Annotated in this window: 15 protein-coding genes; 9 read left to right on the forward strand and 6 right to left on the reverse strand. The window is 69.9% G+C overall.

Annotated elements, in window-relative coordinates:
- Positions 1 to 38: 38 nt before the first annotated feature.
- On the reverse strand, positions 39 to 317 hold the full coding sequence (locus ABZX02_RS35235) for a GNAT family N-acetyltransferase (RefSeq protein WP_355304931.1): 279 nt from the start codon (positions 315 to 317) through the stop codon (positions 39 to 41).
- A gap of 29 nt (positions 318 to 346) precedes the next feature.
- Here ABZX02_RS35235 and ABZX02_RS35240 point away from each other — a divergent pair, with 29 nt between their 5' ends.
- The 4 genes from ABZX02_RS35240 to ABZX02_RS35255 all read left to right on the forward strand — a co-directional run bounded on the left by ABZX02_RS35240 (position 347) and on the right by ABZX02_RS35255 (position 5,365).
- Positions 347 to 1,324 carry an LLM class flavin-dependent oxidoreductase gene (locus ABZX02_RS35240; protein ID WP_355304933.1) on the forward strand — a complete coding sequence of 326 codons (978 nt, stop codon included), beginning with the start codon at positions 347 to 349 and terminating at the stop codon, positions 1,322 to 1,324.
- Positions 1,325 to 1,370: 46 nt separating this feature from the next.
- Positions 1,371 to 1,856 (forward strand): hypothetical protein, encoded by a 486-nt coding sequence (locus ABZX02_RS35245; protein WP_355304935.1) that lies wholly within the window; start codon positions 1,371 to 1,373, stop codon positions 1,854 to 1,856.
- Between the two features lie 220 nt (positions 1,857 to 2,076).
- Positions 2,077 to 2,850, forward strand: a complete 774-nt coding sequence (locus tag ABZX02_RS35250; protein WP_355304937.1) for an ABC transporter ATP-binding protein — start codon at positions 2,077 to 2,079, stop codon at positions 2,848 to 2,850.
- Positions 2,843 to 5,365, forward strand: coding sequence for an FtsX-like permease family protein (locus tag ABZX02_RS35255; RefSeq protein ID WP_355304939.1), 2,523 nt, complete (start codon positions 2,843 to 2,845; stop codon positions 5,363 to 5,365). The genes ABZX02_RS35250 and ABZX02_RS35255 overlap by 8 nt, the downstream gene beginning before the upstream one ends.
- Here the strand turns inward: ABZX02_RS35255 and ABZX02_RS35260 are convergent.
- A complete protein-coding gene (locus ABZX02_RS35260) occupies positions 5,356 to 5,988 on the reverse strand; it encodes a helix-turn-helix domain-containing protein (RefSeq protein ID WP_355304941.1) in 633 nt (210 codons plus the stop codon). The genes ABZX02_RS35255 and ABZX02_RS35260 overlap by 10 nt on opposite strands.
- Before the next feature lie 53 nt (positions 5,989 to 6,041).
- Between ABZX02_RS35260 and ABZX02_RS35265 the strand changes: the two genes are divergently transcribed.
- A complete protein-coding gene (locus tag ABZX02_RS35265) occupies positions 6,042 to 6,479 on the forward strand; it encodes a VOC family protein (RefSeq protein ID WP_355304943.1) in 438 nt (145 codons plus the stop codon).
- 49 nt (positions 6,480 to 6,528) lie between these two features.
- On the opposite strand, the gene ABZX02_RS35270 is transcribed toward ABZX02_RS35265, so the two are convergent.
- A complete protein-coding gene (locus ABZX02_RS35270; RefSeq protein WP_355304944.1) occupies positions 6,529 to 7,368 on the reverse strand; it encodes a dienelactone hydrolase family protein in 840 nt (279 codons plus the stop codon).
- 240 nt (positions 7,369 to 7,608) lie between these two features.
- On the opposite strand from ABZX02_RS35270, the gene ABZX02_RS35275 reads away from it, so the two are divergent.
- Positions 7,609 to 9,531, forward strand: a complete 1,923-nt coding sequence (locus ABZX02_RS35275; RefSeq protein ID WP_355304946.1) for a hypothetical protein — start codon at positions 7,609 to 7,611, stop codon at positions 9,529 to 9,531.
- Here the strand turns inward: ABZX02_RS35275 and ABZX02_RS35280 are convergent.
- Positions 9,515 to 11,227 (reverse strand): discoidin domain-containing protein, encoded by a 1,713-nt coding sequence (locus tag ABZX02_RS35280; RefSeq protein WP_355304948.1) that lies wholly within the window; start codon positions 11,225 to 11,227, stop codon positions 9,515 to 9,517. The genes ABZX02_RS35275 and ABZX02_RS35280 overlap by 17 nt on opposite strands.
- A 215-nt stretch (positions 11,228 to 11,442) precedes the next feature.
- Between ABZX02_RS35280 and ABZX02_RS35285 the strand changes: the two genes are divergently transcribed.
- The 3 genes from ABZX02_RS35285 to ABZX02_RS35295 are packed head-to-tail and all read left to right on the forward strand — an operon-like array spanning position 11,443 to position 13,714.
- Positions 11,443 to 12,279 carry a DUF1996 domain-containing protein gene (locus ABZX02_RS35285; protein WP_355304950.1) on the forward strand — a complete coding sequence of 279 codons (837 nt, stop codon included), beginning with the start codon at positions 11,443 to 11,445 and terminating at the stop codon, positions 12,277 to 12,279.
- Positions 12,252 to 12,737: a hypothetical protein gene (locus tag ABZX02_RS35290; protein WP_355304952.1), complete on the forward strand. Its 486-nt coding sequence runs from the start codon at positions 12,252 to 12,254 to the stop codon at positions 12,735 to 12,737. Before ABZX02_RS35285 ends, ABZX02_RS35290 begins: the two co-directional genes overlap by 28 nt.
- A 5-nt stretch (positions 12,738 to 12,742) precedes the next feature.
- Positions 12,743 to 13,714 carry a LacI family DNA-binding transcriptional regulator gene (locus tag ABZX02_RS35295; RefSeq protein WP_355304954.1) on the forward strand — a complete coding sequence of 324 codons (972 nt, stop codon included), beginning with the start codon at positions 12,743 to 12,745 and terminating at the stop codon, positions 13,712 to 13,714.
- A gap of 102 nt (positions 13,715 to 13,816) precedes the next feature.
- Here ABZX02_RS35295 and ABZX02_RS35300 read toward each other — a convergent pair whose 3' ends face one another.
- Both ABZX02_RS35300 and ABZX02_RS35305 read right to left on the reverse strand, forming a co-directional pair.
- On the reverse strand, positions 13,817 to 14,476 hold the full coding sequence (locus tag ABZX02_RS35300) for a hypothetical protein (protein ID WP_355304956.1): 660 nt from the start codon (positions 14,474 to 14,476) through the stop codon (positions 13,817 to 13,819).
- Positions 14,473 to 15,321, reverse strand: a complete 849-nt coding sequence (locus ABZX02_RS35305; protein ID WP_355304958.1) for an ABC transporter ATP-binding protein — start codon at positions 15,319 to 15,321, stop codon at positions 14,473 to 14,475. Before ABZX02_RS35305 ends, ABZX02_RS35300 begins: the two co-directional genes overlap by 4 nt.
- Between the last annotated feature and the right edge of the window lie 25 nt (positions 15,322 to 15,346).

Here is a 15,346-nt window from a genome sequence, read left to right on the forward strand (position 1 = left end):
TCAGCGCACAACGTTGTTAGCTTGGGCAACTACAGTAGCTACCGGACGGTAACACGGTATTCGGGGTGCTTGTCGATGTACTTCGCGACGAACGGGCACAGCGGGGAGATCTTGACATCCCTCGCCAGCACGTCGTCGAGCGCGTACTTGGCGAGCTGGGCGCCGAGGCCCTGGCCGGCGTAGGCCTCGTCGACCTCGGTGTGCACTAGTGCGAGAACGCCGCCCACGTTCCGGTACTCGAGGAAGCCCGCGAGCTTCCCGTCGACGTGGACTTCGTAGCGGCTCTCGGCCTCGTTGTTGGTGACCACATCAACCATCTTGCCTCGGACGATGGAAAATGGCGCACATGGACGTCTACCTCCTGATCCTGGGTGACCACCTGCCCAACCCGTGCACGGGTCAGGAGGTGCCCCAGGCCGACCGCCTGCGCGCGATGGTCGAGCAGGCGGTGGTGGCCGAGGAGGCGGGGTTCGCGGGCGTCGCGATCGGCGAGCACCACTTCACCCGCTACATCGTGTCCGCGCCCGAGCTGCTGCTGGCGGCCGTGGCGGCCCGGACGAGCACGCTGCGGCTCTCCACGGGGGTGACGCTGCTGGCGCACCGCGACCCGGTGCTGGTGGCCGAGGCGCTGGCGACGCTCGACGTGCTGTCGGACGGGCGGGCCGAGCTGATCGTGGCACGCGGGGTGGACCAGCAGACCGACGCGGCGTTCGGGGTGCAGCCCGGTGAGCTGCGCGCGCGGTTCGAGGAGCACCTGCGGTTGCTGCTCAAGCTGCTGGAGGAGCCCGAGGTGAGCTGGGACGGCAAGTTCCGCGGCCAGCTCAGCGAGGTGACGACGACGCCCCGGCCCGTGCAGACGCCGCGGCCGACCGTGTGGATCGGGTCGGGATCGGCGGTGTCGGCGGACCTCGGCGCGGAGCTGGCGATGCCGCTGATGCTGCCGTCGACGTTGCGGGACCCGTCGATCTACCGCGAGGTCGTGCAGCGCTACCGGGAGCACTACCCCGCCGGCCGGGTCGGGGTGCCCAGTCACGTCTTCGTGTCGCGTGAGGACGCTCGCGAGCGGTGGCGGCCGCACCTCGCCGAGTACGCGCGGTTCGCGGACCCGTGGCGCGGGGACGGCGACATCGACGTGGACGCGATCATGGACGGCGCGGCGGTGTGCGGGACGCCGGACGAGGTCGCGGGCCGGCTCAACGCGCTCGCCGGGGAGCTGTCGATCGACACGCACCTCGTGATGGTGGACATCGGGGGCATGCCGCACGAGTCGGTCGTCGAGACGATCCGGTTGTTCGGCGCGGAAGTGCTGCCGAAACTTGTTTAACGCGCGCGGTGCCAAGGGTTAACACGCGCACGCCAGGATGGGACCCGTGGGCATCACCGTCATCGGCATCACGCATCCTGGGCAGGTCGGGGTTCTCCCCGGCGGCACGAACGTGCTGGTGCTGGCCGACGACGGCACGTTCGCCGACGAGTTCCTCGAGACCGACCTCCGTGCGCACCAGCTGGTGGTGCACGCTCACGGGCGCGGGTCGGCGTTCTTCGGGGTGGCGGACAAAGCTCGTGAGCTGGGTGCGGACCGGGTCCTCTTCGGTGGCGTGCACGACACCGCCGCTTCTCTCGTCACCGGGGAGGACCCCGTGCTCGTGCTCGGCGTGCGCCCGCCGGGCGGTCCGATCGCGTGCAACGCGGCGTTCCTGGAGGCGCTGGCGGACTGGCCCCGGCCGGCGAGCGCATACCGGGGCGACGTGGACCACTGGCTTGCCCAGAACGCGTTGAGGCACGGCCTCCGCGTGGAATTGGTTTCATGGCTGATGGAACCGACCGTCCCAATGCGACGGAAGTTGACCGCCTAGTCATCCGAAGGCGGAAGACACTTGTGCCACCGCTGAAATACCTTTTCTCCTGCGGCCGTGCGCGGACGTGTACGCACCGGAGTCACGAGTTCGCTCGTCGTGTGCCCGCTCGGGGGTGGGCGCACACTGTTCAGGGTTCATCTCAGGGGAGAACCTGAGCCTTCGGTGCGGCGGCGTCGCCGAAGATGGTGCGCACAAGACCCACAGGAGGGGACAGACAGTGAGCGCGTCCGATGGAGTCGCGGCGAGAGCCGTCGACGTGTGGAAGTCCTACGGGTCCGGCGATGCCGCCGTGACCGCGCTCGCGGGGGTGAGCGTCGACCTGGAGAAGTCCAGGTTCACCGCGATCATGGGCCCGTCCGGTTCGGGCAAGTCGACGTTGATGCACTGCCTCGCGGGGCTGGACGACGTCACGAGCGGTGAGGTGTGGGTCGGGGACACCAAGGTCACCGGGTTGAAGGACCGCGGACTCACCGAGCTGCGGCGGGACAAGGTCGGCTTCATCTTCCAGCAGTTCAACCTGCTGCCGACGCTGACCGCGGAGGAGAACATCACGCTGCCGCTGGCGATCGGCGGCAAGAAGGTCGACCAGGCCTGGTTCGACGTCGTCGTGGACACGGTGGGTCTGAGGGACAGGCTGACCCACCGGCCGACGCAGCTGTCGGGCGGCCAGCAGCAGCGCGTGGCGTGCGCACGGGCGCTGGTGTCGCGGCCCGAGGTCGTGTTCGCCGACGAGCCGACCGGCAACCTGGACTCGCAGTCCGGCGCCGAGGTCCTCGGGTTCCTGCAGCGGTCCGCCCGCGAGTTCGGGCAGACGATCGTGATGGTCACGCACGACCCGAACGCCGCGTCGTACGCGGACCGCGTCATCTTCCTCAAGGACGGGCACATCGTCCGCGAGCTGCTGTCGCCGTCGGCCGACGAGGTCCTCGACACGATGAAGCACCTCGACTCGCCCGAGATGATCGAGAGCAGCGCGGGCGGCCATGTTTAAGGCGACGATCAAGAGCTTGCTGTCGCGCAAGCTCCGGCTGGTGCTGTCCGCGCTCGCGGTGGTGCTGGGCGTGATGTTCGTGTCCGGTTCGTTCGTGCTGACCGACACGCTGCAGCGGTCGTTCACCGACCTGTTCTCGTCGGCGTTCGCCAACGTGGACGTGTCGGTGACGCCCAAGGCGGAGAAGGGCAAGGAGCCGCAACCGCTGACGCCGCAGGCGATCGCGGACGTGAAGGCGGTGCCGGGCGTGGCGTCGGCCGTCGGTGACGTGCAGGGGTCCGCGCGGCCGATCGGCAAGAACGGCAAGGTCATCACGACCTCGGGCTCGCCGCGGTTCGGGTTCAACTGGACCGGCACGGGTCAGGAGAAGATCCGCGACGGCAGGGCGCCGCAGGCCGAGAACGAGGTCGCCGTCGGCGGGTTCCTCGCGACGACCGGCGGGTTCAAGGTGGGCGACGACATCTCGTTGCTGACGCTGGAACCCAAGAAGACGTTCAAGATCTCGGGCATCTACGAGTACGCGGGCGGGCGGGACTCGCTGGGCGGCGAGATCTCCGTGGCGTTCACCGAGCCGGTCGCGCAGCAGTTGTTGCTGGGCAAGAAGGACGTCTACTCGGGCATCACCGTCACGGCGGCGCAGGGCACGTCGGACGACGCGCTGCGCGACGCCGTCGCGGCGAAGCTCGGGTCCTCATACGACGTCAAGACCGGGGCCACGCTCGCGAAGGAGCAGGCCGACCAGATCAACGAGGGCCTGAAGTTCTTCAACTACGTGCTGCTCGGGTTCGCGGGCATCGCGTTGTTCGTCGGCATCTTCATCATCCTCAACACGTTCTCGATCATCGTCGCCCAGCGCACGCGGGAACTGGCGCTGCTGCGGTCGATGGGTGCCTCGCGCGGCCAGGTCATCGGGTCCGTGGTGCTGGAGGCACTGGTGATCGGCCTGATCGCGTCGATCGTCGGTCTCGGGGCGGGGATCGGCGTCGGGGCGTTGCTCGCGACGATCTTCAGCTCGCTCGGCGGGAGCAGCCTGCAGCTCGCGGGCATCGGGGTGCCGATGTCGGCGATCATCTCGTCGTTCGCGGTGGGCATGGTCGTCACCGTGGTCGCGGCGGTCATGCCGGCCCTGCGGGCGTCGCGGATCGCGCCGGTCGCGGCGATGCGCGAGGCCGCCACGCCGGACCGGCCGCTCACCAAGATCACGATCACCGGTGCGGCCGTCGCGGCCCTGGGCGGCACGTCGCTCGGCTTCGGCTTCAACCAGGCGTCGCTGCCGCTGATCTTCGGCGGCATCCTGGTGGCGTTCGTCGGTGTCGCGCTGCTGACCCCGATCCTGTCGAAGCCGATGGTGTCGCTGATCGGCCGCCTGCTGTCGTGGTCGATGCCGGGGCTGCTCGGCCGGCGCAACTCCGCGCGCAACCCGCGCCGCACCGCCATCACCGCGGCCGCGCTGATGGTCGGCATCTCGCTGATCACCGGCGTGAGCGTGGTCCTGACGTCCGCGACCAAGTCGATCGAGAAGCTCGCCTCCGGGCAGCTGCAGACCGACCTGATCATCTCGGGCGAGGGTCAGATGGAGGGTCAGCCCGCGTCGTTCCGGCGGGACGTGCTGACGAAGATCGAGCAGACCGACGGCGTCGAGTCGGCGGTCGGCTGGTCGCAGGACGGCGTGCTGCAGGGCGAGGACCAGCTGTTCGCGATCGGTGTCACCGACATGCCCGCGCTGGCCACGATGTTCGCGCTCAAGCCGAAGTCCGGTGACATCACGCCGCTGGAGGACGGCCAGGTCGCGCTGCCGGAGGACCTGGCCGCCGAGAAGGGCTGGACGGTCGGCAGCACGGTGTCGCTGCAGCTCGCGAAGGCCGCGCAGCCGCAGAGCTTCACGGTCGGCTTCATCTGGGCCAAGTCCCAGGTGCTGCAGGGCGCCCTCGTGCTGCCCGAGTCGGCGAGCAAGGACTTCCGGTCCGACCAGATCGCCCAGGCGTTCGTGCAGGTGCGGCCGGGGACGAACGTCGCGGACGTGCAGAAGCGGGTCGAGCCGCTGCTCGCGGACAACCCGGAGATCACCGTGCAGGACCGCAGCGGGTTCGTGAAGCAGACGACCGCGCAGTTCGACACGGTCCTGCTGATGATCCAGATCCTGCTGGCGCTCGCGATCCTGATCGCGGTGCTGGGCGTCATCAACACCCTGGCGCTGTCGGTGATCGAGCGGACCCGCGAGCTGGGTCTGCTGCGGGCCATCGGCATGCGGCGGGCGCAGGTGATGCGGATGATCACCGTCGAGTCGGTGGTGATCTCGGTGTTCGGCGCGGTGCTCGGTCTCGCGGTCGGCCTCGCGCTGGGCGTCGCGACCGTGCAGGCGCTGAAGGACCAGGGCATCTCGGAGATCGGGTTCCCCTGGGTCACCATGGTCCAGTACCTGGTGGTGGCGGCGGTCGTCGGCGTGGTCGCGGCGATCCTGCCCGCGATCAGGGCGGCCCGGCTGAACGTGCTGGACGCGATCGCCTACGAGTGAGCCGTGACGAGTCGTGTCCAGGTTTCGGCCAGCCACGACTCGTACCGCTCGATCGTCAGGTCCGCGGTCCTGGTGAGCAGCAGGTAGGTCTCGGCCTGGCCGAGCACCGCACCGGTCTGCGCGACCCAGTCCACGTTCTCGCTGGAGATCAGGCCATCGGTGGCGAGCTTCCGGAAGAAGCCGCCGATGGCCTGATGTGTCTGCGCACGGGCCGCCTGCGCTCGTGCGGCGATCTCCGGCTCGATCGCCTCGGCCTGCTGGGCGACGAGCAGCAACCGCCCGGTCCGTGCCATCAGCCGCGCCCCGATCCCGGCCATGCGCCCGATGCGTTCCTCGGCGGTGGGCGCGTTCATCGCCTCGTGGAACCAGTCGCGGTCGGGCACCGCGATCTGCTGGTAGTCCCCCGCGATCGCCACGTCCACGCACCGCTGCAGGAGCGCGGCCTTGTTCGCGAACCGCACGTAGACGGTGCGAGCCCCCACGCCGGCGTGTTTCGCCACGTCGGCGAGCGTCGTGGCGACGTAGCCGCGTTCGGTGAACAACTCGGTCGCCGCCTCGACGATCCGGACCTCGGTGTCCGCCCGGCGCGCCGCTCGCAGATCCCTGTTGACGTCCTCTGCCACATGTTGCAGTCTAACTGCATAAGTGCAGTCTCACTGCAATCAAGGGGTCACGGATGAACAACGCACCGCTGCTGGAGGGCGTCCACCACGTCAAGCTGCCGGTCTCCGACCTGGAGAAGTCCCTGGCCTGGTACTCCGACCACCTCGGCTACGTCCCCGTCATGCACTTCGTCGAGGAGGGTGTCCTGATGGGCATCGCCCTCGTCCACCCCAACGGAGGGCCGGGCTTCGCCATCAGGCTCGACCCGGACAAGGCCGTCGCGGCGTCGGGGTTCGACTACTTCGCGATCGGCGTGCCCGGGGAGGACGCGATCAACGCGCTCGCGGCACATCTGGCCGCACGGGGCGTCGCGCACCACGGCGTGATGCGCACGCAGGTGGGCTGGCTGCTGTCGGGGGTGAGCGATCCCGACGGGTACGACGTCCGCTTCTACACGGTGCCGCTGGAGATCCCGGAAGGCGCCGGGCCGATGGTGCGGGAGTCCCGGTAGAGGTGCTGTGCCGGGCCGTCGCGGGCCGGCACAGCACCTCAGCCGTTCGTCACGCGTGCGGGCAGGTGTCCCGGTAGGCGCTGATGAGCGTGTTCGGCGCGGGTGCCGGGCACAGGAACTGGTCGTAGCGCAGGTCGTCGTCGACGAACCGCTTCAGCCACGACAGCGTGTACTTCCGCACCGTCACGTTGTCGCTGCGCGGCGCCGAGTGGTCGCCCCCGCGCAGTTCGAGGAACGCCTTGTCCGGCGCCGCCGTGATCGAGTTGTAGAACGGCGTCGAGTGCTGCGAGTTCGGCGCGGTCGGGTCGTTCTGGCCGCCGAGCACCAGGGTCGGCACCTGGACGGTCGACCAGTTCTTGGTGGTGTGCCAGCCGGCCATCGGGATCGAGGCCTGCAGGGCGGGACGGGTCGCGGAGGCGCGCAACGCTCCCCCACCGCCCATCGAGTGGCCCATCACGGCGAGGCGCGAGGCGTCCACGCGCGGGTTGGTGCGGACCACGTAGTCGAGTGCCGCGAGCAGCTGACGGCCCCGGCTGTCGGGGTCGTCGAAGCCGGACAGCGTGTTGATGGTGATCACCACGAACCCGTACGACGCGAGGCGCGGGCCGAAGTGCGCCACCGACGACTGCGTGGCGGTGAAACCGGGCGAGACCGCGACCGCGCCGAACGTGAGGTCGCTGGTCGGTGTGTAGACCGTGCCGCCGCCGAAGTTCGACTGGCGGGCGACGGCGGCGGACGTGACGGCGAACGTGCCCCGCGAGGCCTCGACCGACGTGGCCGTGGGCGCGGGACCGCGCTCGTAGGGGTTGGCCGCCGCGGTGGCGACGGCGGGGGCGGTGGCTGGGATCAGCGCCAGGACCAGCGCCGCAAGCACGGGTTTGATGCGCACGACGAAGACACCTCGATTGGTTGCAGGGGAACCAAAAGCGACGGCGAGGCTCACGCTACCGCCCAGTAGGCCCGGACCGATCCGGCCATACGGATGGTTACCGGGATGTTTCGACGGCGTTCGACGGCCCTTCGTCGAATTCGAGCCGGTTACCCAGCGCGAGAGACCGGGACGTTGTCGTCCTGCCGGGTCACCGGAGAAGCGGTATGCGGCGACTCGGAAGGCGCACGAGGGTGATCTATGGCCACCCGGAGACAGTTCCTCGTTCTGAGCTCCACAGCAGCACTCACCGGTCTGCTGTCCGAGACACCCGCGTCCGCCGCCGCGACCACGCAGCCGTACGCGTCCTACTGGCACCCGGCGACGATCCTCGACTGGGACCCGTCGACCGACCGCGACGCGAGGTACAACCGCAGCACCGTGCCGCTCGCACGACGTGTCGTCCCGGCCAGACCGGCCAACGCGCACGCGCGCCCGAACGAGGCCCGCGTGCAGGCGCTGGTGGCCTACGCGCCGACGAGCGGCAACCCGTCCCAGGGCGCGCTCGACATGAACTACTACGCCACGAACTACTGGCAGTACATCGACGAGCTGGTGTTCTGGGGCGGCAGCGCGTCGGAGGGCCTGATCCTCGCACCGAACCCGACCGTCACCGACGCCGCGCACCGCAACGGTGTCCGCGTCATCGGCAACGTGTTCCTGCCGCCGACGGCGTACGGCGGTCAGCTCCAGTGGGTGCGCGACTTCGTCCGGCGCGACGGCGACCGGTTCCCCGTGGCGGACAAGATGGTCCAGGTCGCGCGCCACCACGGGTTCGACGGCTGGTTCCTCAACCAGGAGACCGCCGGCGGCAACGCCCAGCTCGCCGCCGACATGCGCGACTTCATCGTCTACCTGAAGAAGTCCGGCCTGCGGATCATCTGGTACGACGCGATGACCGACACCGGGAGCGTCAGCTGGCAGAACGCCCTGACCGCGCGGAACCGGACGTTCTTCGAGCAGTCCGACGAGATGTTCCTCAACTTCTGGTGGAGCACGCAGGGGCTCGCGAGCTCGGCGGCGCTCGCCCGGCAGATGGGCCGCAGCCCGTACGACCTCGCGTCCGGGGTGGACGTCGAGTCGAACGGCTACAACACCGGGGTGAGCTGGGCGAGCGTCTTCCCCGAGAACGCGCCGCACGTCACGTCGCTGGGCTTCTACCGTCCCGAGTGGACGTTCAAGTCCGCGAGCGGACCAGCCGACTTCTACGCCCGTGACAACAGGTTCTGGGTCGGGCCGAACGGGGACCCGGCGAACACCACCACGACGGCGAGCTGGAAGGGCGTCGCCCACTACGTCACCGAGCTGACGCCGATCACGCGACTGCCGTTCGTCACGAACTTCAACACCGGTCACGGCCGCAAGTTCGCGGTCGGCGGCACCGTCGCGTCGACGCAGGCGTGGAACAACCTGTCGCTGCAGGACGTGCTGCCGACGTGGCGCTGGAGCGTGTCCGGCACGGGCACCAGGGTCACGCCGTCGCTCGACTGGGACGACCCGTACGACGGCGGCACGGCGCTGAAGATCACCGGGACACCTCAGTCCGCCAACGACGTCCGGCTGTTCGCGACGTCGCTGACGATCACCGGCGCCAGCCAGTTCGAGATCGTCCACCGCACCGGCACCGGGCCGTCGCGGCTGCAGGCGGTGCTGCGGTTCGGCGGCACCGAGCGCGTGCTCGACCTCGGCGGTGTCAGCGGGGCGTGGCGGCGCAGCGTCTTCCCGCTCGCCGACCACGCGGGCGCGACGCTCACCGAGATCGGCCTGCGGGTGCTGCCCGGCGCGCCGGTCACCGCGCTGATCGGCCGGATCGGCGTCACGAACCCGGTCATGACGCCCCCGGTCGCGCCCGCGAACGTCCAGGTCGAGCAGGTGAGCCGCGTCGACGCCACCACGGCGTCGGCACGGCTCACCTGGACCCGGTCACCGGGTGCACGGCAGTACCGCGTCTACAAGGTGACCGGCACCGGACGGGTCTTCCTCGGCGGCACGGCGAACGACGCGTACTTCGTGCCGGCAATCCCGCTGGCGACCGGCGAGACCGCGCAGGTCGAGGTCGAGGCCGTCAGCGAGGCGTTCGACGTCTCCCCGCCCGCCCGGATCGCGATCACTGGTACACCCTGACGTAGTCGAGCACCATGTCCTGCGGCAGCTGCGTCCCGGCCCCCGGCGGGCCGGGCCAGTCGCCGCCCACCGCGTTGTTGATGATGATGAAGAACGGGTGGTCGTAGACCCACGGCCCGCGCGTGGTCTCGAGGACGTTCCGGTCGACGGTGAAGAAGCGGTTGCCGTCCACGCTGAACGTCATGTGGCTCGAGTCCCACTCCACCGCGAAGGTCCGGAACGCCGACGAGGCGGGGGCGCCGAGGTCCAGCGGCGACCCGTAGCCGCCCGCGCCGAAATACTGCGGCGCGTGCAGCGTCGAGTAGACGCGGTTCGGCTCCTTGCCGACGTGCTCCATGATGTCGATCTCGCCGGTGTAGGGCCACGGCCTGCGCTGGTCGAAGAAGTCCGCGCCCAGCATCCAGAACGCGGGCCACAGCCCCTGCGTCGAGGACACCTTGATGCGCGCCTCGACGCGGCCGTAGGTGAAGGTGAACTTGCCGTAGGTGTTGAGCCGCGCCGACGTGTACTGGCACGTGCCGCTGCCGCTGACCGGGTCGACCGGGCACGCGCTGCCGGGCGTGACCTCACGCCGGGCCTGCAGCACGAGGTTGCCGTTGCCGTCGTGCCGCGCGTTGTTGTTGTTCGTGTAGTACTGCAGCTCGTTGTTCACGCCGGGACCGATCTCCGGCTGCCACTTCGAGGCGTCCGGACCGGTGCCCGCCGGCGCGTTGAACTCGTCGGACCACACCAGCCGGCCGGGGAACGACGGGTTCGGCGGCAGCGGCGGCGGGGTGATCGGCGCGCCACCCGTGCCGTAGACCTGGAACTCCCACAACGAGTAGCCGTAGCCGTTCGACCGCGCGGTGCCGTACACGCGCACGTAACGACCGGTGCCGCTGACCGTGAGCGTCTCCTTGAACCCGCGTCCGGCGGTGGTCGAGTAGATCTCGCGCCAGCTGGAGTTGTTGTCGGAGACCTCGATCCGGTACGCGGTCGCGAACGCGGGATCCCACTGCAGCACGACCTTCGAGATCTGGGCGGTGGCGCCGAGGTCGACGGAGATCCAGCCGGGGTCGACCCAGCCGTTCGTCGCGCTGGTCGCCCAGCGCGTCGCCGGATCGCGGTCGAACGCCTTGGCCGGGGTGCAGCCGCCGCAGTTCGCGTCGTCCTGGAACGTCGACGCCGCACCGGTCTTCCCGTACGACAGCAGGGTTTCGCCGCCGGTGCCGCCGTCGCGGGTGCCGAAGACCTGGAACTCCCACAGCGAGTAGCCCCACTGCGTGGCGCGCTGGGTCAGGTCGAGGCGCACGTACCGGCCGGTGCCCGCGACGGGGAGCGTCTCGGTGCCGCCGGGACCGGTCGTCGTTCGACGAAGTTCCTGCCAGCTGGTGCCGTCGGCGGAGATGCTGAGCGTGTAGGCCCGCGCGCTCGCGGACTCCCAGGCCAGCACGACCTGGTCGACGCGCGCGGACGAGCCGAGGTCGATCTGGATCCACTGCGGGTCGCTGAACGCGCTGGACCACCGCGTGCCGAGGTCGCCGTCCACGGCGGCGGCCGCGCCGAACGCGGCGTTCTCGCTGCTGGACGCGGTGACCGGGCGGTTCTGCGAGATCAGCGGACCGGCGGCGGACGCCTGCACCGGAACGATCAGAGCGGCCGCGACCACCGCCGCGGCGAGAAGAGGGAGTCTTCCGCGTTGAAGCCTTCCTGACATGGGTGCTCCTGGGGCCGGAGAACGGGAGGTGGAGGCGAGAGAGCGCTCTCTGGAGACAGGAGTTCCGCACCGAGAGTCGGGGCAGCGAACAGCCCCTGTCAAGAAAACCGGGACTTCTGAACGTTTCTTGCGGATTGACGGCCGATTGCGGGCTGCGCCATGCTCGAATTGCGTGAGAGCGCTCTCCCAATCCTGCTGCGGAGAGGAAGGCTTCAATGAGGAAGCACCTGTTCCACATCGCCGCCGTCATCGGACTGATAGCCGCCGCGTTCAACGTTCCCGTTGCGGCACAAGGAGAACCGGTCAGGGTGGCCGAGTTCCTCGCGGAGTGCCCGATCAGCCACCGGCTGGCGGACGACCCGATCGTCCTGCCGAACCTCGCCGGTGCCTCGCACTTCCACGACTTCTTCGGCAACCACTCGACGAACGCCCGGTCCACCCAGCAGTCGCTGGAGGGCCAGACGGGCAACTGCAACCCGGCCGCCGACATCTCGTCCTACTGGGTGCCGACGCTGTACCGGAACAACACCGCCATCGCCCCCACCGGCGTCACCTTCTACTACCTCGGTGAGGGCGTGAACAACCCGGCGGCGATCCAGCCCACCCCGTACGGGCTGAAGATCGTGGCGGGCAACGCGAAAGCCACGGGTGATGCCGACAGCATCGCGCGCTGGTCCTGCCTGCACGCCGGACACGTCAACCCGTCCAAGAACTTCGTGACCTGCCCGGCGGGCACGATGCTCGAGACCTACCTGGACTTCCCGCAGTGCTGGGACGGTCGCAACCTCGACTCGGCCGACCACAAGTCCCACATGTCCTACCCGGTCGCGGGCGGCTGCCCGTCGAGCCACCCGGTGTCCGTGCCGAAGCTCCGCATGGTGCTGCGGTACCCGGTCAACGGCAGCACGGCCGGACTGCGACTCGCTTCCGGCACAGGGCAGACGATGCACGGCGACTTCTTCAACGTGTGGCCGCGGGCCGAGATGGAACGCCGCGTCCGCAACTGCCTCAACGTGGTGATCAAGTGCGACCACAACGGCAACCACGGCTGACGATCCTCCTGCTGGCAGGCCTTCTCGCGGCCTGCCAGCAGGCTCCAGCTCCCGCACCACCACCGCCGTCGACCACCCAGAACGGTTACGGCACAACGGAACGCGCGTTCGTCGAGCTCGCGATCGCGACGGACGAGCAGGCCCTGAAGCTCCTCGAGCTGACGGACCGGACCGAGCTGAAGGAGAACCGCGCCGTCGAGCTGACCGAACTGCGCAAGCTGCTCGACGCGCCGTACGTGAACCAGCACGCCGGGCACGACATGCCGGGCATGCCGACCGACGCCGAGATCCAGCTCGCCGCGACCAGCCCGGACGCGCGGGAGCAGTTCGTGCGCACGCACCTCACCGAGTCGCTCGAGGTGGTGAGGTCGGCCGCGGCCGCGATCACCCACCCCCCGACCGCGGAGGTCGTCAGGTTGATGGAACGCCACCGCACCGCGGAACTGGCGGCCGGGTGAAACGCGTGACGCTGGAGGAGGTGGCTCGGGTGGCCGGAGTGTCGCGTGCGACGGCGTCGAGAGTGGTGAACGGCGCGTCCAGCGTCGACGAGTCGCTCCGCCACGCCGTGCAGCGGGCCATCTCCAGCACCGGCTACCTGCCGAACATCGCGGCGCGGTCGCTCGTCACCCGCCGGGCCCACGCGATCGGGCTCCTGCTGCCCGACGAGCGGCGCATGGTCGGCGACCCGCACCTCGCGAGCGTCGTCAGCGGCGTGACGCGCGTCGTCCGCCCGCTCGGCATCCACCTGGTGCTGATGATGACCGGGCCGGGCACGCGCGAGCAGGCGCTGAGCGACCTGCGGTGCGGACGGCTCGACGGCGTGATCCTCGTGCACACCGACCCGGCGGACCCGGTGCCGGGCAGGCTGATCGCGGCCGGACTGCCGGTCGTGCTCGCCGGCCGTCCGCTCAAACCGATGCCGATCACCTACGTGGACGTGAACCAGACGGCCGGCGCCGCACTCGCCGGACGTCGACTCAAGTCGTTGGGATGCAAGAGGATCGCGACGATCACCGGCCCGCAGGACACGGCGGCGGGCCAGGACCGGCTGGCCGGGTTCCTCGCCGAGGTGCCGGACGCCGTGGTCGTGCACGGGGACTTCACCCGGCAGTCCGGCACCGCCGCGACGGAGAAGCTGCTCCGCTGCTGCCCGGACGTCGACGGCGTGTTCGTCGCCTCGGACCTGATGGCCACCGGCGTCGTCCCCGTGCTGCACCGCGCCGGCCGCCAGGTGCCGGACGACGTGGCGGTCGTCGGGTTCGACGACAGCAGTGCCGCGCTGACCTCCGAACCCGAGCTCACGACGGTCCGGCAGCCGATCAGCGACATGGCGGCGGAGATGGCGCGCCAGCTGCTGCGGCAGATCGAGCAGCCGCGCTCCCCCGCCACGTCGGTGGTGTTCGCACCCTCGCTGGTGGTGCGGGACAGCGGCTGATCACGCGGTGCGCTGCCGCACCGGCACGTCGCGCCGGATCGCCCGCGAGTGCGCGCTGCCGCACCGACACGTCCCGCCCCCGCACTCCGGCGAACGCGACGATCAGACGGTGCGCTGCCGCACCGGCATGTCCCGCGCGATCGCCCACGTGCCGGCCAGCGCCACCACGAACGACGCCGCCAGCACCCCGTGCAGCCCGGTCCCGAGCACGTCCGGCAGGTCGTCGAGGAACGGCAGGTTCCCCGAGCCCGGCATCCGCACCCGCGTCGCGACCACGAGCACCAGCGCGACCGGCAGGACGAAGACCCCGCCCGCGCCGAACCGGTCGAACGCCGCCGCGCAGAGCATGCCGACGGCGATCCACACCAGGTACATCAGCAGGTAGCCGAGCTGCGGCGCGTGCTCGTCGGCACGCCAGTCCATGAGCGCGTAGATCCCGCCCTCGACGAGGAACCCGAGCCACTCGGCCAGCGTCATCAGCAGCGCGAGCACGACCGAGAACGCCGACGCCGCACCGAGGAACTCGCGGCGCGTGCGGCCGTGCGCGACGGCGATCGGCAGCGCGTTGTGGATCATGTAGACGCCGATGAACAGCAGGAACCACGGCCCGACCTGGGAGGCGGCGACGTTCCACGCGCTGATCTCGACGTCGCGGAAGAGCGAGACGGCGAACGTCAGCACCACGGCGAACGCGAACGTGCCGCCCGCGACGAGTGCGCAGTACGACCCGAGCGCCGCGGTCAGGTGGCGGAAGATCTTCACCGCTTGCCTCCGACCGGGTCGGTGAGGTGGACGAACAGGTCCTGCAACGCGATCGGCCCGAGTTCCAGGCCGAGCTGCCGGGCGCGCACGAGCTGCTCGTCGTCCAGCGCGCCGTAGACCATCGCGGCCTTGGTGCGCCCCAACGACTTCTGGCCGAGCACGGTGAGCGCCGCGGTGAACTCGTCGACGTCGGCGGCGTTGCCGGTGACCTCGGTGCCGCGCGAGCGCAGCACGTCGGACTCCTCCTGCAGCACCAGGCGGCCGGCGTCGATGATCAGCACCTCCTCCAGCAGGGAGGAGAGCTCCTCGATCAGGTGCGTGGAGAGGATGATCGTGCGCGGGTGCGCCATGAAGTCCTGGAGCAGCTCGTCGTAGAACGCGTACCGCGTGGGCGTGTCCATGCCGAGGTGCGCCTCGTCGAGCATCGTCAGCGGCGAGCGGCTGGCGAGCCCGACCACGACGCCGAGTGCCGAGCGCTGACCGAGGGAAAGCGCGCCGACCTTGGTCTTCAGCCCGAGCTTGAACAGGTCGGCGAGCCGCAGCGCGTAGTCGTCGTCCCACGTGTCGCGCCACGCGGCGCCGTACTCCAGCACGTGCTTGACCTTGTCGCCCTTGTCCGCGGCGTCGGCGGTGTGCCGGACCAGGCAGACCTGACGCATCGCGGCGGCGTTCTCGAAGACCGGTGCCCCGTCGAGCTGAACGGTTCCTGAAGGCCTGCGGTAGCCCGCGATGGCCGACATGAGACTGGTCTTGCCGGAGCCGTTGCGGCCGAGCAGGCCGTAGATCTTGTTGCCGGACAACGAGAAGCTCATGTCGTCGATGGCCGTCGTGTCCCCGTAGCGCACCGTTAAGCCCCGCACGTCTACTCGC

The sequence above is a fragment of the Lentzea sp. NPDC003310 genome (genome assembly GCF_040610935.1).
In the GTDB taxonomy this organism is placed as follows: Bacteria; Actinomycetota; Actinomycetes; order Mycobacteriales; family Pseudonocardiaceae; genus Lentzea.

What these genes read in the sequence shown, in the direction of transcription:
- ABZX02_RS35235 (WP_355304931.1), bottom strand. Translation starts at nt 317, where the DNA reads ATGGTTGATGTGGTCACCAACAACGAGGCCGAGAGCCGCTACGAAGTC.
- ABZX02_RS35240 (WP_355304933.1), top strand. Translation starts at nt 347, where the DNA reads ATGGACGTCTACCTCCTGATCCTGGGTGACCACCTGCCCAACCCGTGC.
- ABZX02_RS35255 (WP_355304939.1), top strand. Translation starts at nt 2,843, where the DNA reads ATGTTTAAGGCGACGATCAAGAGCTTGCTGTCGCGCAAGCTCCGGCTG.
- ABZX02_RS35265 (WP_355304943.1), top strand. Translation starts at nt 6,042, where the DNA reads ATGAACAACGCACCGCTGCTGGAGGGCGTCCACCACGTCAAGCTGCCG.
- ABZX02_RS35275 (WP_355304946.1), top strand. Translation starts at nt 7,609, where the DNA reads ATGGCCACCCGGAGACAGTTCCTCGTTCTGAGCTCCACAGCAGCACTC.
- ABZX02_RS35280 (WP_355304948.1), bottom strand. Translation starts at nt 11,227, where the DNA reads ATGTCAGGAAGGCTTCAACGCGGAAGACTCCCTCTTCTCGCCGCGGCG.
- ABZX02_RS35285 (WP_355304950.1), top strand. Translation starts at nt 11,443, where the DNA reads ATGAGGAAGCACCTGTTCCACATCGCCGCCGTCATCGGACTGATAGCC.